Source organism: Bradyrhizobium sp. BR14999 (assembly GCF_056106085.1).
In genome coordinates, this window is the sequence record NZ_CM148536.1 from 2,528,991 (window position 1) to 2,544,218 (window position 15,228).

The window sequence follows — 15,228 nt, forward strand, 5'->3', positions numbered from 1 at the left end:
ATGGATGCCGCGCAGAGCGCTGCGCTAGAAAATCAAGGGAATAGTGTTCGCCTTTAGAGGGATAGGAACATATCCTGAGCTTTTGGATAGTTCGCGCATTCGTCTTTGGATGCCGAGGAGTTCGCCGACCTTGCGTCAAATTGCTTGGACATACGTGTGGGGCGGCTCGCATCCCTTGAGCTGGCGATACCTCCTCGATCGCATTATGGTCGTGACTGTAGGGCGGCAGGAAGAGTAAATGCGCTCCTCTGGCGCAGATGGCGTTTGCAATGTCGCGCGGTAGAAGAGGATGGTATGGGCGAGTTGCCGGTTAGAATACATCGGGATTCTGGAAGGACTTGCCAAAACTCTATGCGACAGACGAAAATGTTCATCAGCCAAGTACGCTGCCGTCGCAGTGATCTTGCCGGCGCATCGAGTTCAGGATCGGCCTAGAATCCGGCTTACGGGCCAGCTCCAGTGGACAGCTCGATCAATGTAGCTGCCTTCAGCTTTCGGACTCCGGCGCCAACAGGCCCGGAGCAATTTTTAGAGTCAATGCGCTTGCATGCCGTGCTGTCGAGCGCATTTCGCCGGAGACGAGTGTTTTCCTTTACGACGTGAACCATACCGCGACTTTGCTGTCATCAGACCAGCAGAATTGAGCGCTTCCGCGCCACCTGAACTCCATAACGCTTCATCGTGATATGCGGGATGGCCGCTGTTGCCATCAGTTCGACCAGCGTCAGGACCCGCAGCGACGAGGGGCTCGGGAGCAAGATCAAGGCAAGCTTCCAGCGACTGCACCTACGGCGCATGCCGGGTCTGGCGTGACCTGCTGTCCCCCAACAGACGACGCACGCATCTTGCCCCTGGCGGAACTCGGAATAGCGTCGTCGTCAGGTTCTCGACAGCTATCGCCCATAGCTGGGTCGCCAGAGGCGGTCATAGCTGCCGATCGCAAGGAAAGAACATGGAGCGCGGTTGGGGTGCTTGGATACGGCATGTTGGGACCTTCACGGCGTTTCCTGATGGGCTCTGATGCTGCCGACTCAATTCTCGGCCAAATCACAGGCTTCAGTTGGCCTATATTCCGAAAGTGAGAACGAATGGAGCTCCGATCAACCAACCGGCTGCGTCAACAATCGGGCAGCGCCGGCCCGCAAGAGAGCTCACGGGCTCCGTCCGCAGACTCGGCGGCCTTTGAGCAGCAGCTGAGCGAAATCGGCAATTCAGGCGATCGGGTGGTGATGCAGCCGCTTAGCCATCAACTGGAGGGATCGGCATCGGAGCCTCAGGCCATCACGCAAGGGAGTGGGCCAGTAGATGCGCCAGCGCCGCATAGTAGAGGTGGTGGGGCGATGATGGGGGGCTCGGCGCAGCCGATAAAGTCAAATGGGGTTTTGGTCGGTCACAGCAATCGCCCCGTTTATTCCCAAGATGCGCTCATTATTTCGAGGCTTGAGCTTGCCCTCATCAAAGGAAACGCTTCGAAGCGCACCGCAGGGAACAATGTAAGTAATCTTCTGACTCTCGACCGCTGGCTCTTTGAAAACAGGAAGGGGGCTATTGCTGCTCGGCTTGATGACCAGTCGCTGGCGGCTGATGTCGAGGAGTTCATAAAAAAGGGCGGTACCAAGAAGGTCCGTAAGGCACTAGATCATCTTCGCACCTCCGAGTCCGCGGGCGGAGTCGTGCCGATTGCGGGCGCCGTTAAGTTAACTCCTCATCCAGAGGACGCGGCTCTCATCAGGCAGTACAAAAACGAAACACGAACCGGTACCGGCCAGAACAACGCGACTGCTCTGACCAGGTTCAGTGACTACCTACGCGAAAAGAACAAGCCGAGCATTGCTGGCCGGCTTTCCGACAAGTCGCTAGACAATGATGTCGACGATTATAAGAAAAGGCCCGGATATGATCCGAAGATCGTGTCCGCATTAGGTCGTCTGCGAAAATCGCAAGCGGGCGCACAAGCGATTGAAGTGGAGCGCCATGTTCCGCCCGCTCCATGTTCTGAAGACGCGGTCCTGGCGGAGCCGACGTTCATTGGGGACGCCGCTACGCAGCACAGCTTGTCGGAGGGAGCTAGCAGCTGGCCAGAGGTCCTTCGTGCGGAAGGTCACGATGAGGACCTTCCTTTGGAGTCGATGGACGAAGCCGACCCCTCGTCACCTTTCCAGTCGAGTACCCAAGTGGGCGCATCGCCCGCGGGGGATCCGCTCATCGTGCAGCAGAGCGTGCAGGACCACTCGCCAACTCCGTATGATGAAGACGGCGGAACGATGCTTGGCGTTTCGCTAGCACAGTCGGCTCGGTCAGCTGCAGTTTACGTCGATGGCGGCCCGCTCCCTCTCTATTCCGATGACGCATCCCTTATCCTCGGCCTCGAGGAGACCGTCGTTGGGTCCAATGGAGAGCCGTTGCTCAACTTAGCTCGCTGGCTCTTTGCAAGCGATAAGCCGGGTATTGCTGCTCGGTTGCACGACGACTCGCTCAGTCGGGATGTCGAAGAGTTCGAGAGAAGCTGTGGCTCCTCATCCGTCGTTACGGCCTTAGCTCTTCTGAGGGCTCCCCGGTCGGCGGACGTAGCTCCGCCGCGTGTGAAACGCGTCCTGAATCCCTATCCCGAAGACGCGGCCCTCGTGAACGAGTACAAAAAAGCGCCTGCGGAAGGGATCACTCAAGATACCGCGAAGAGCTACGCACCCCTTCTTGCCGATTTCAGCAACTATCTGCGTAACAAAAACAGGCCGGGCATCGCCGCTCAGCTTTCCGGCAGGTCGCTGCATGAATTGGATAGGGATGTCGAGGGCTATAAGGACTCCGGTGGTAAGCGGAAGATTCGTACCGCACTGGCTCATTTTCTAAAGTCGCCGGCAGGCGTCAGGGCGATGGAGCTCGAGCGCCAGTTTCCCCCCGGTCCTGATCCCGGCGTGGTCCTGACAGAGCCGGGACACGTCGGAGATGATGCTTCGCACCACAGCGCCTCGCTGGGAGCTGTGAGCTTGGCCGAGGTCCTCCCTGCGGACGGGTACGACCAGAATTTGGCTTCCGAGATGATGGACGAAGCCGGCTCATCGTCGGCGCTTGAGCCAACCGCGCAACTCGCTGCCTCAGTACCGGAGAGGCAGCCCATCGCGCAGGCGAGAGGGGGCGAATACACCCCCACGTCGCACGAAGACCGATCAGTGCCCGGCGCGTCCCCGCTGCAGTCAGGCCAGTCGCCTTGGGCTTTCGTCGGTCTCATCGGAGACCCCCTCTATTCCCGGGACGCATCCCTTATCGCTGGACTAAAGCCAGCACTCATCAAGCGCCGCTTCAAGCCGCGCACCATCACCGATAATGTAAACGCTCTTCTCAGATTGGGGCGTTGGCTCCTTAAGAACAACAAGCCGGAAATTTCTGCTCGGCTTAACCACGAGTCGCTGGACGAAGATACCAAGGCATTCGACAAGACTCCGAACCGGTCCATCCTTAAGGCATTAGATCATCTCCGAGCCTCCCAGTCGGAAAGCGGGGGGCCGCCAATCGCAAGCCGCACAAAATTCAATCCCTACGACAATGATGCGGCGCTCATTGAAGAGTACAAAGCAACCGCCACCAAGAATCGCAAAACTAAGAGCCAATACGCAACCGCTCTTAGCGAATTCAGTGAGTACCTCCGCACGAGCAACAAGCCGGGATTTGCTGCTCGGCTCTCCAATAAATCGCTGGATGAAGATGTCACGGCTTACAGGAAGGAGGCCGGCAGCAATCGGAGGATCGGTACCGCACTGTCTCACCTGCGAGAATCGCCGGCAGGCGCCCGGGCGATTGAACTTGAGGAGCCATCACGCGAAGAGGTCGTCATCAACGACGAGCGAGATACGCAAGTCACAGCGGCGTTAACGCTAGCAGAGAGGACGGGTGCTTCAGACGATTCGCAAGCAGTTCCCGCTGAGCGCCAGCTCGGCGGGAGCGATAACTTAGGCGGTCGCGCACCACCGGCTTTCACGGATGAAGTGGAGCCGGCCTGGCAGGAGGCGCAGCCCACGATGCACGCAGGCGGATATGGATACACGAGCTCGTCGCATGCGGTAGGCGGGGCAGTCGAGCTTCCTGCCAACATGAAAGCGGAGTCTCGTCGCCAGTTGCGCGTGGGCCGACGGCCGAGCACGCGGTCGATCTATCCTGAGGATGCGTCTTTGATCTCGGGGTTTAAGGAAGCGATGATGTCGGCAGGTTATCAGGAGAGTACCGCAATCGAGAATGTACGGGCTCTGCGCAGGCTGAGCCATTGGCTCTTGGTCAACGAGAAATCAGCAATAAATGCTCGGCTTGAGAGCGAATCGCTGGACCGGGATGCCGAGAAGTGCGGTGGGTACTTCGCCGGTCTGGCACTAAACCACCTCCGGGCGTTCAAATCGGCCGGCGGAATCGCTCCAATCACATTGCGAGGTCAGGTTGCGGCGGAGACCGCTGCACAGCACGGCGCGTCGCAAAGGCCTTTCAACTGGCCGGAGGAGCTCCCTCCGGGGGAGGATGACCAGGGTATTCCTGAGCAAGGAATGCCGCCGGCGGAGGATAACGACCAGATGTCTCTCGAGCCCGCTGCGAGCGGGTACCAGGCTCACGGCCCTGGCGACGCCGTCCTCTCTCAGAGCTGGCGGCATGAGCACCGTCAGGACTCCCACGAGCTATTGCATGCGCTAGATACAAGCAACCTTCCGCCAGGCGACGGGGTGATGATCAACTATGAACGTCGAACAGTGGATTTCACGCCGGCGAAGAGGCGGAAGATCTTAAGTCCGCAAAGTCTTGCCACGACCTCCCACTCGGCCAGCCAAGTTGTGACGGCCGCAGGAGACGAGTTTGCCTATCCCGACGACGTGAACCTCATCAAAAACTACAAAATGCAAGCTGCGATTGAGGGCACTTCGGGCAGAGCTAAGTCTTATGCGAGTCTTCTCATTCATTTCAGTCGCTACCTTCGTCAGAACAAGAAACGCAGCATTGCTGCCCAACTTAACGACACGTCAGTCAATGAACTGGATCAAGATGCCAACCTCTATCGAGAAGCCGGCGGTTATAGAGCTGTCAATGCGGCGCTGGCTGATCTCCGGGACGGAGCGAGCAAACGCATGCCCGCTCCCTTATACTCTGCGGACGCGTCCCTTATTGCAGGTCTCGAGCCCGCACTGATCGGCGCGGGGTACGAGGCGATCACTGCCAAAACCCAATATGTTCGTCCTCTTCGCAGATTCAGCCAGTGGCTGTTTGCAAACCACAGGTCGGGGATCGCTGCTCGGCTCAACGATGGCTCGCTCGACCGCGATGCCGAGGCCTTCGAAAAAGATCGAAAGAGGCGAACCGTTCCTACGGCTCTAGATCGTCTCCGGGACTTCCGGTCTGAGCGCGGAATAGCGTCGATCACAGTCCGCCGGAGGAACGTTGATGGTCTCGCTCTGGAACACAATTGGCCAGAGGAGCTCCCTCCGGAAGGTGACGATCAGGATCTGCTTTGGAGGATAGAGGAAGGCGGCCCATCGTACGGCGTGACCACCCCTGAACGCACGCAGGAGGTAGAACAAGCTCTACGGCAGGAACCTGCCGGGTCCACCTCAACGTGGTCGCTACAGATACCGTCTGACTTTGATTGGAGTATGTGGCCGGCCGGGGAAGCCGAGCCATCATTGCCTGTCGCGGCTCAGTCGCCGTCGACACCGTACGAGCTGCGTGACGATGCTCACTATCCGTTTCCGCGCACACCGTCCGATGCTCTACTCGGGACTTGGGTTCCGACAGCCTCGATCCACGGACCTAGCGGGCAGTTGCTCGACGACATGGAATGGCTGGGCGATGAGCATATCGCGGCGGATTACGCACTCCTGTTACGGGACTTGCAGAAGGACAATCCGGATCTGGCGGCCCGGACTCGCCTCGTGGAGCCTGCAACAGCACATGTGCTGCGCAGGACTCTGAACGAGGACGTCCTCCTGGAAAACTTGCATGGGATCGTCAACGACCAGGATGGTAACGATACGGCCCGCTTCCTGTTTCTGCCGGTGAACGATGACGAGGACGATGGCGGCCGCCATTGGTCCCTGCTGCTCCTTGATCGCGACGCGCCGGAAGGGCCGGTTGCCTATCATTACGACTCCGCCGAGGGACGCAATCACACCCATGCAGCAAAGCTCGCAGAAGTGCTAGATGCCCGCCTTGAGCGACGCCCCATGGCCCAGCAGCAGAACAGTTATGATTGCGGCGTCTACGTGGTGGATGGCACGCGAGAGCTGGTTAGCCAATTGTCGCAAGGACAACGGCCAGAGCAGCTAAACCTCGACAACCTCGTCGCGAGCCGGCGGGCACTGCAAAACCGTCTTAGGGGCTGACCACGTTGATGGACACTCCCAACAACTCGCAATGTGAGGACGAATACTTACCCTTTTCACCAGGCGGACATACCAGATTTTCCTTCAAGGACTTGGCGTCGACAGCAAGTCCTCTCTCGAGCTGCTCCTGACACACCCAGCGTGTTGGAGAGCATTGCCTTGCAGAAAGCAGGCACCCTAGCGTTAACGTGCGGGTCACTTGATCACCGCCTCAGCCGTACCGGGGCGGCCGGAGCTGCTCCAGTCCATCCTCGATCACTCGGAGGTCTTCAAGTATAGAATCTCGCGACTGAGCGGGGTTGGTGATGGGTGTCGACTGTAGTGTTCCCATTGGCGCGAAGGTTCTCGATGTTCTTGAGGGGCTCCCCCCAGCCCGGTGCGGACGCGTGCGCTTTTCCATACACCCGCACCGGCAGTAGCTCGGCGCCAGCCGATCTCAGTTCAGCTTCCATTTCGTCACACAGGAAGGGCTGGTCTGAAGCACGTCTGTAATTGAACGAACCGTCCCACCCGCGTGAGCCCTCGCCAGAGGGCGTTCACGCATGTCGAGTAGGGTCGCGTCATCGATGCTGGCCACGGATGAGATTGTCTCCTCTGGGAACCCCGATTCAGGCAAGAAACATCATCCTGTAGCGGACGTTTACACTGGTAGCGGAATGAGAGCAGCGACCTCGCGATCCCGAGGGTTCTCGCTCGCAGCGAGGCCCGTAGCGACGCCGACACGATCCGCCTCCGGCCGGTTCTGATTCATCTTGCGTTTGCCTTCGAAGCGAGTGACTGGCATCCGGATCCCCACGATGCCGCGCAACTCGGATGCGATGAAGTCCGCGGGTGCATCCGAGACAGCCCACGGCTTGAGGCGTGCACCCTCATGTTTGTTGGTCAGGCGCGTCACAACATCCAGCAGGCGCTCCGGCTCCTGAAAGAACTCGACAGGCCCGTAGGCATGGACGGCGACGTAGTTCCACGTCGGCACGACCTTATTGGTCTCCTGCTTGGTCGCGTACCAGGATGGCGTCACGTAGGCATCAGGGCCCGCGAAAATTGCGAGGGCCTCGCCGAGCGGCGACAGACGCCACTGCAGGTTAGCCTTAGCGAGGTGTCCGTACAGCGTGCCGTGGTCGCCCTCGCTCTCCTCAAGAAAGAGCGGAAGAGGCGTAGCCACCGGTCCGTCGGCGGTAGCTGTGACCAAGTTGACCAAGCGGGCACTACGGATAGTGTTCCGGATGCTCTCGACGTCGTCCTTGAAGGCGGGGGGAATATACATCGCGTGTCTCCGTTTTAGAAAGATAGTGAGAATCTGGCCTGCTTGAAACGGCCAGCTTGTGTCGATTTTACCGGTCCAGTTTGCCAGCGATCACGTCCACCGCGATCAATCTGCTGCGCATCCAGGGCCGAGTAGCCCATGACGCGGCCGGCCGCGTCCGGACGGATGAAGCGGCTGTGTCGGCGGTAGTCGTACAGGGCGGAGCGTAGGTGCCTAAGCCTTTCGATTGGGCAATTCGGATCAGCGCCTCCTCTCGAAATTTGCGGCACAAAAATTGCTCGAAGGCATGTATGACGCGGGCGTTGCTGACAGCAGATCGGCGCTCCACATCCCGACAAGCTCGAGATCATGCAAGAGATTGCCGAGGTGTGACAACCTGGCTGCTAGTACGGACCTCGTCCCCCGTTATTCCGGTACGATTATCGCAAGCCTCTATCCTGAATTGCATGACGTGCTGCCTTGAACACATCACAATAACATGAACGAGCACTGTCATGACCTCGTCCGCTTCCGACGCACGAACGAAGCTCATCCTTGCCGCCCTTACCATCGCTGCGTTCGCGATTGGGTTGGAGACTTTTGTCATCATCGGCGCGCTCGATGTGATCTCTCGTGACCTCTCGATTTCAATTGGTGCCGCGGGCTGGATCATCTCCATCTACGCCCTCTGCTACGCAGCCTTCGCGCCGCTGAATGCGTGGATGTTCAAGGCAATAAGCCGCCGCAATGTCCAGATCCTGTCCGTTTTAATTTTCATCATCGGCAACCTGATCTGCGCGATCGCTCCCAATTTTCTCATTCTTGCTGCGGGTCGCGTCATTTCGGCCTACGGCGCGGCGATGTTCACCCCGGCGGCCACCGCACTGGCGGCCGAACTCCTGCCCCCAGCCCGCAAGGGTTTCGCTTTGTCCCTCATCTTCGGCGGCATGACCGTTTCGCAGGTTGCCGGCGCTCCCGCGACTAGTTGGATTGCAGATGTTATCGGCTGGCGCTTCGCATTCGGTTTTGTCGTCATTGCCGGGCTTCTCGCATTGCTAATCGTCGCCCCCATGATGTTTGGTATTCCTGCCGAGGCGCCGGACCGCGGAAACGGCCCGACCACGAAAGGCTTCCCAAAGATCATCTACGGCATCCTTTCCGTGACGCTATTCGTGGTCGTTTCCGAGTTCATCGTTTACTCCTATGTGAGCGTCTTCATCACCGGTTCCCTGCTTGCCGGAGTGCCACTGCTCTCGGCTGCGCTCTTTGCGTACGGTTTGGGAGCCGTGACGGGAAACGCAGCCTGCGGCGTTCTGACCGACCGCTTCGGCCCTTTCAAAGTCCTGATCGCGGCCGTAGGCGCACAATTAATTCTGTTCGTTGGTTTGATTGCGTACGGACACGATGGCGCCGTCACCGTGCTCATCGCCTTTCTTTCGGGCAACGTGAGCTACATGTATCTCGTTCCCATCCAACACCGTCTTCTCGGTCTGGCGGGCGATAGATCGAAGCTGGTACTGGCAATGAACAGCTCCATTACCTTCGCGGGCGTCGCGATCGGCGCTTTTATCGGCGGACTCCTCATCGAAATTAGCGGGGTCACATCACTGGCTGTGGGGGCCATTCTGATTGGCATCATCGGCGTCGGGCTCGCTATTATCTTCATGCGTGACCGGTCACCTGCGGAAGTTGCGACGGCGGCGTGGGTCATTCGAGCTGTTGCCGTCCTTGGACTGAGAAGGGATTGCACACGATGGAATCGTCACCCCGAAACCTGCTCTGGATTTCTGATGGGTCATTTCAGTTTGTCTCAAAGCGCGACCACCATTTCTACCTTTCGAGTCGCTCCGTTGAGACTGGAGACGAACTCGCAGATTCCCTAAATTCTGCTCGAGGCGATCGCCTGCATTTGGATCTTCACCGGTCTGGAAGTGACATGGACGTTCGAACTTCTACATGGGCACAGCGCATTCCGCCGGCTCGAAGCGGAGCAGGAAAGCCTAGACTGACCATGGAAGCGAGTACGTCTTCAGCACGTGCGAATAGAGGTGGACGCTAGCATCCGCAGGCAGGGGATCAACGAACATGTCGCCAGCTATGACATTGGCGCGACCCGGGTACAAATTACGAGTTTTCAGACACGTCCGTGCAAGTTGATCGACGGGAGGGCGCTCAAATATTGTTGCCGAGAGTGACGTATAGCGCATCAACAAATGCGCGGAGTACACACCAGATCCCCCACCTACATCGAGTACGTGGGTATCGTTCGTGCAATCAAGCAGCGTTGCGAGGTGCGGAGCAAAGATCCGTCCGCGTTCCTCCATCCCGCGTGTGTTGAGATCTGCGAACGCGTCCGTCTGCATCAAGGCGTCCCAAGACTTGGTGACGCCGCGCTCAATGTGCCAGGTATCAGAGCCATCCTGTCGCAGGATCTCATACAGTTCCCGAACGGAAGGCTTATATTTCATCGTTGCAATGTAGGACGCGATGTTGTCCCCGGAATTGCCGCTCAGATACTGAAGGGCTGTTGCGGTTGCGTGTAGCCGGCCAGATTGCTTGGAGATGAGGCCCCATGATTCGAAGAGTCGAACCATGGTCCGTGTTGGCCGCGCGCGAAGAGAGAAGTGAACTCGCAGTTCCTCTTCGGTTACCGGCTGGCCATCCAGGTAAGTAAAGAGATCAAGCCATGAGACTGCGGCGATAAACAGATCTGCGGCATAGGAGCTGTCGCGCCACTTGATGATTTGAGCAATATCCGGAGAGGGGATAGGTGCGGCTTCAGATCTTTGGGCGCGTGACGTCGGAGTAGACGAATGCATTGCCGCAAGTCCTTCTCAGAACGATTTCGTATCCCCGAATGACCTTATTGCTGCATGTCGGAAAGCTCCAATCCGACGTTCAGCAAGCAATCAGGTGACACGTGTCTGTCATTTAGATCAATTGCTAGTGTTGTTAGTTGACCGTTCGCAAACTTGCTCGCGCGTGGTTCGGAGTAGCGGCCGTCAATCGGATAGTCGGAAGCTCTTCAGTGATGAGGAAAAATGTAGAAGAGCCATGCGTATTGACTTGACGAATCTCATACGCCTGCACGTCTTCCAACGCCGGAGGGCGGTGTGATGCTGCAGACATATGTCGCAATTGCTTCAAAGCTCATAGGACGACTGCAGTCGTCGCGACTTTCTAGGCGGTGTGTTTCCGCTTGACTATGGCGGCCCGCCAACTGGTACGATCCTTGCTGTTCTCCTCGCCAGGTCGCAAGAATAGCCGGGAGGAGAAATGAGCCAGACCACGAACAGGGCCAATGTTGTTAATGGCAGGCATGCGACTGCGAAAGTCGATGCCCTCGTAATCGGAGCCGGCATCGCCGGCCTCTATCAATTGTATCGGCTACGACAGCTCGGGCTGAACGTCAGGGCGATCGACGCGGCCTCGGGCGTCGGCGGTACTTGGTATTGGAACCGCTATCCTGGTGCGCGCGTCGATTCTGAGGGCTACGTCTACCATTACATTTTTTCCGAAGCCCTCTACAAGGGATGGAGCTGGAGCGAAAGGTTTCCGAGCCAGCCCGAAATCGAAGGTTGGCTGAATTACGTGGCGGACCAGCTTGATCTGCGCAAGGACATTCAGTTCGGCACGAGAGTCCAGAGCTGTCATTTCAACGAAGCGACGGAGCGATGGGAAGTCGCAACCGACAAAGGTGATGTGATCGATACCCACTTTCTCGTCACATGCTGCGGTATGCTTTCGGCCCCCCATGTGTCCTTTCCTGGGCAGGAGACATTCAAGGGGCAGGTGTTCCATGCAGCGCGATGGCCCCGGCATCGGGTTGAGTTTGAGGGCAAACGTGTCGGTGTGGTTGGCATCGGGGCGACGGGGATTCAGGTAATCCAAACGATCGCGGAAGAAGTTGACCACCTCAAGGTGTTCGTTCGCACGCCCCAATACATCATCCCCATGAAGAATCCCAAGTACACGGCCGCCGACGTCGAAGCCTATAAGTCAAAGTTCAAAGATCTTACCGAACGGCTGCCACACACGTTCACGGGCTTCGAATTTGATGTTGAGTACGCCTGGGCTGATTTGTCAGCGCAACAGCGCCGCAAGGTGATTGAAGACTGCTGGAAAGATGGTTCTATAAAGTTGTGGGTATCGTCCTTCGCCGAACTGTTCGTCGATGAAGCCGTGAACGCTGAGATCTCCGAGTTCGTGCGCGCTAAAATGCGCGAGCGGCTCAGGGATCCAAAACTGTGCGACCTCTTGATCCCGAGCGATTACGGATTCGGCACCCATCGAGTCCCCTTGGAGCAGAATTTCCTCGAGGCGTTTCATCGAGCAAGTGGAAATTGTCAGCGTTAAGACGAACGCAATCGAGCGCATCACGGCCGAAGGCATTCAGACCGCCGACGGCACAGTTCACGCGCTCGATGTCATTATCCTGGCAACAGGATTTGACGCAGGAACGGGCGCTTTAACCCGCATCGACATCCGCGGTCGCGGTGGACGATCGCTGAAGGAGGATTGGCGCAGAGACATCCGGACCACCATGGGGTTGCAGGTGCACGGTTATCCCAATCTCTTCACGACCGCGGCACCGCTTGCCCCCGTCGCCGCGCTTTGCAACGGGACCACCTGCTTGCAGCAGCAGGTCGAGTGGATAACCGGATGCATCAGCTATCTCCGTGACAAAAACTTCAACGTGATCGAACCCTCCAAAGAGTTGGAAGATCAATGGGTGGCGCATCACGATGAGCTCGCCAACGCAATGCTGATCGCAAAGACGAATTCCTGGTACTTGGGATCAAACGTTGAAGGGAAGCCGCGGCGAGTACTCTCCTACACAGGTGGCGTAGGCAGCTATCGGAAAAAGTGCGACGAAGTGGCCGCAAGCGACTATCGAGGCTTTGCCACACACTAGTTCCTGCTTAGACCGAATCCGGCGGGAGCAATTGTGACAGTCAAAATTCCCGATTGAAGACCTTTGACTGTAAAGATGGAGCCACGATGGGAGTGCTGTCGGATCTGCGGGTCGTCGAAATTGGTAGCTCGGCGGCAACCAGCTATTGCGCGCGATTGTTTGCCGACTTCGGCGCGGATGTTCAGAAGGTCGAACCGCCAGCAGGCGATCCAATTCGGCGCTGCGCGCCGCTCACTCCAATGGGCCAGAGCGCTTGGTTCGCTTTCCTGAACTTCAACAAGTCAAGCACGATCATTGACCCAGCTGCTCCGGACGCGGTCACGCAGTTGACTGCGATGATCGAGAACTGCGATATTCTGATTGACGGTAGGGACATTGATCCGACGAATTGCCCCTCCATCGATATCGTCGCGATCCGCCAGCGGCGATCCAGATTGATCCACCTCGAAGCAAGCTGGTTCGGCCGCGAGGGTCCTTATGCAGGATTCGCCGCAACCGATGCGACCATCCGCGCGCTCGCCGGGCTTATCAAACTTGTTGGACCGGCCGAGGGCCCGCCGCTGCACGCGCCCGATTTCCAAACCGGTATCCTCGCTGGTCTGTGGGGTTTCATCGCGGTGGCTTCTTCGGCGGTGGCACAAATGGAGGGTCAGTCAGGACGGTCGTGGTCGGTCAGTATCTTCGAATCGAGCCTCGCTATCAGCGAATATCTCATGTTCGAGGCTTCGGCGCGTGGTGAGGTCATGCGCCGGATTGGCATTAACCGCTTCTGGCCGGTTTTTCCGGGCGGCATTTACGACACCAAAAGCGGCTGGGTCGGCGTTACCACGTTCACGCCAGCACAATGGCGCGCATTCTGCGATATGCTCGGGCTGTTCGAACTCCGCGATAGTCCGGCTTTGTCCCTCGGTGAAGAGCGTCTGCAGCACATCGAGGAGATCGAGCGACAATTCATGCCACGGCTGAAGACGCGGACAGCGCAGGAGTGGTTTGCGGAGGGACTGAAGCGGAAGATCCCGATTGTACCAGTACCCGACATATCCGATCTGCTCCTCGACAAAGAAAAAAGGGAGCGCGGCGCAATCGTGCCTGTCGTCCTAGGCCAAGAAGAGGGCATGACGGTAGGGTCGACACAGCGGCTGACATTGACGCCCCCGCGTCGAGGGGGCAGGGTTCCAGCTCCCGGCGAGCAGCAACCTGTCGCGTATATCCCAAAGCAGCCCTCTTTGGCTGGGCCCCGGTCGTCCACGTGCATCGATGCCGAACGACAGCCGTTGCGTGGGGTTCGCATTATCGACTTCACGATGGGCTGGGCGGGCCCGTTGTGTACGCGCACCCTGGCTGATCTTGGCGCGGATGTCATCAAGATCGAGTCCACCAGGTATCCGGATTGGTGGCGTGGCGTTGACCGGCGGCCCGCTTATGTCGACGCTCAGATGTACGAAAGGCGCCAAGCCTTCTGCGTCATGAACCGCAACAAGCGGGGCATCACGCTCGACCTGTCGCGGCCCCAAGGCCTCGCTCTTGCCAAGCGTCTTGTGGCCGGAGCCGATGTCGTCGTAGACAATTATTCGGTTAATGTGCTGCCGAAGCTCGGGCTTGGTTACGATGTGCTCCGAAGGCTCAATCCTCGGCTCGTCATGTTGTCGATGTCAGCCTTTGGCGCGAACAGCCTCTATCGCGATTGTCGGGCCTACGGTTCGACTCTCGAGCAGGGGTCAGGGCTGCCGATCGTCGTCGGAAATCCGGACGGGCCACCCGTAATGAGCCATGTCGCCTTTGGGGACGCCGTCGGTGGGCTGAACGGCTGCGCAGCAGTTCTCGTCGCGCTGATTCACGCCCGCAATACCGGACGCGGACAGTTCATTGACGTTGCGCAAATCGAATGCATGATGCCGTTTGCGGCGCCGTGGATCACATTTCAATCGATTGGCGGCATGCCGCTCCCTAAGTATGGTACTCGACATCCGCAGTTCGTTCCGTATGGCTCCTTCCGGTGCTCGGGTGAGGACAGCTGGGTCATGCTCGCCGCGATCGACGAGAAGATGTGGCAGAGGCTCGCCATCGTCATCGGACGGCCAGACTGGGCAATAGACGTATCGCTGCAATCTGCAGAAGCTCGCCGCTGTATCGAGGACGAGATAGAGAGGGCCATCGAAGCCTGGACGATCACCCGCGATGCCGACCAGGCGATGTCGAAGTTGCAGGCGGGACGAATTGCGGCCGGCGTGGCCCGACAGCCAACTGACCTGCTCACGGACCCGCATCTCAGGTCGCGTGCATTTCTACAGGAAGTGGAACGCGCGTTCATTGGCTTGCATCCACAGCCGTCGATGCCGATCCGCGACGGTTCGGGGCCGGTTGCGATCCGCACAGCGGCGCCAACGCTCGGAGAGCATAACAATGAGATCCTATCAGGACTTCTCGGGCTCTCCTGCGCCGAGATCGCACAATTGGCCTCGGAGGGAATCATCGGGACGTCGATGCTCTCCGACGGGAGCTAGCACAGCAAACAACTGGTCGTGAACCTAATGGTCGAGCCAACGACGTCCAGGAGACCAAAACGTAGTGATGCCGATGTTGCCGGCATCTGCTGGTCCGAGAGTAGCGACGCAAAAGGCGCCCGTAACGACACCACCGGGTTGGACTACCGATCTAGTGCAGTCAGGCCCGGCTTGGCTGACGATCATAGCCGGGCCGAAATGTTGCTGTTG

At 58.3% G+C, this 15,228-nt stretch carries 6 protein-coding genes and 1 pseudogene; 4 read left to right on the top strand and 3 right to left on the bottom strand.

What is annotated here, in order from left to right:
- Positions 1-626: 626 nt before the first annotated feature.
- Positions 627-764 (bottom strand): hypothetical protein, encoded by a 138-nt coding sequence (locus ACR9YP_RS11705; protein ID WP_474219828.1) that lies wholly within the window; start codon positions 762-764, stop codon positions 627-629.
- Positions 765-1,088: 324 nt separating this feature from the next.
- Here ACR9YP_RS11705 and ACR9YP_RS11710 point away from each other — a divergent pair, with 324 nt between their 5' ends.
- The gene (locus ACR9YP_RS11710) at positions 1,089-6,353 is read left to right on the top strand and encodes a Ulp1 family isopeptidase (RefSeq protein ID WP_474219829.1); all 5,265 of its coding nucleotides are present in this window, start codon (positions 1,089-1,091) and stop codon (positions 6,351-6,353) included.
- Positions 6,354-6,993: 640 nt separating this feature from the next.
- Here ACR9YP_RS11710 and ACR9YP_RS11715 read toward each other — a convergent pair.
- Positions 6,994-7,620: an FMN-binding negative transcriptional regulator gene (locus tag ACR9YP_RS11715; RefSeq protein ID WP_474219830.1), complete on the bottom strand. Its 627-nt coding sequence runs from the start codon at positions 7,618-7,620 to the stop codon at positions 6,994-6,996.
- Between the two features lie 494 nt (positions 7,621-8,114).
- Between ACR9YP_RS11715 and ACR9YP_RS11720 the strand changes: the two genes are divergently transcribed.
- Positions 8,115-9,482: an MFS transporter gene (locus tag ACR9YP_RS11720; protein ID WP_474219831.1), complete on the top strand. Its 1,368-nt coding sequence runs from the start codon at positions 8,115-8,117 to the stop codon at positions 9,480-9,482.
- A gap of 117 nt (positions 9,483-9,599) precedes the next feature.
- On the opposite strand, the gene ACR9YP_RS11725 is transcribed toward ACR9YP_RS11720, so the two are convergent.
- Positions 9,600-10,418 carry a methyltransferase gene (locus ACR9YP_RS11725; protein WP_474219832.1) on the bottom strand — a complete coding sequence of 273 codons (819 nt, stop codon included), beginning with the start codon at positions 10,416-10,418 and terminating at the stop codon, positions 9,600-9,602.
- Positions 10,419-10,875: 457 nt separating this feature from the next.
- Between ACR9YP_RS11725 and ACR9YP_RS11730 the strand changes: the two are divergent.
- Both ACR9YP_RS11730 and ACR9YP_RS11735 read left to right on the top strand, forming a co-directional pair.
- Positions 10,876-12,514, top strand: a pseudogene (locus ACR9YP_RS11730) (flavin-containing monooxygenase).
- Positions 12,515-12,600: 86 nt separating this feature from the next.
- Entirely contained in the window at positions 12,601-15,018 is a 2,418-nt protein-coding gene (locus ACR9YP_RS11735) for a CaiB/BaiF CoA-transferase family protein (RefSeq protein WP_474219833.1), read from the top strand.
- Positions 15,019-15,228 lie beyond the last annotated feature (210 nt).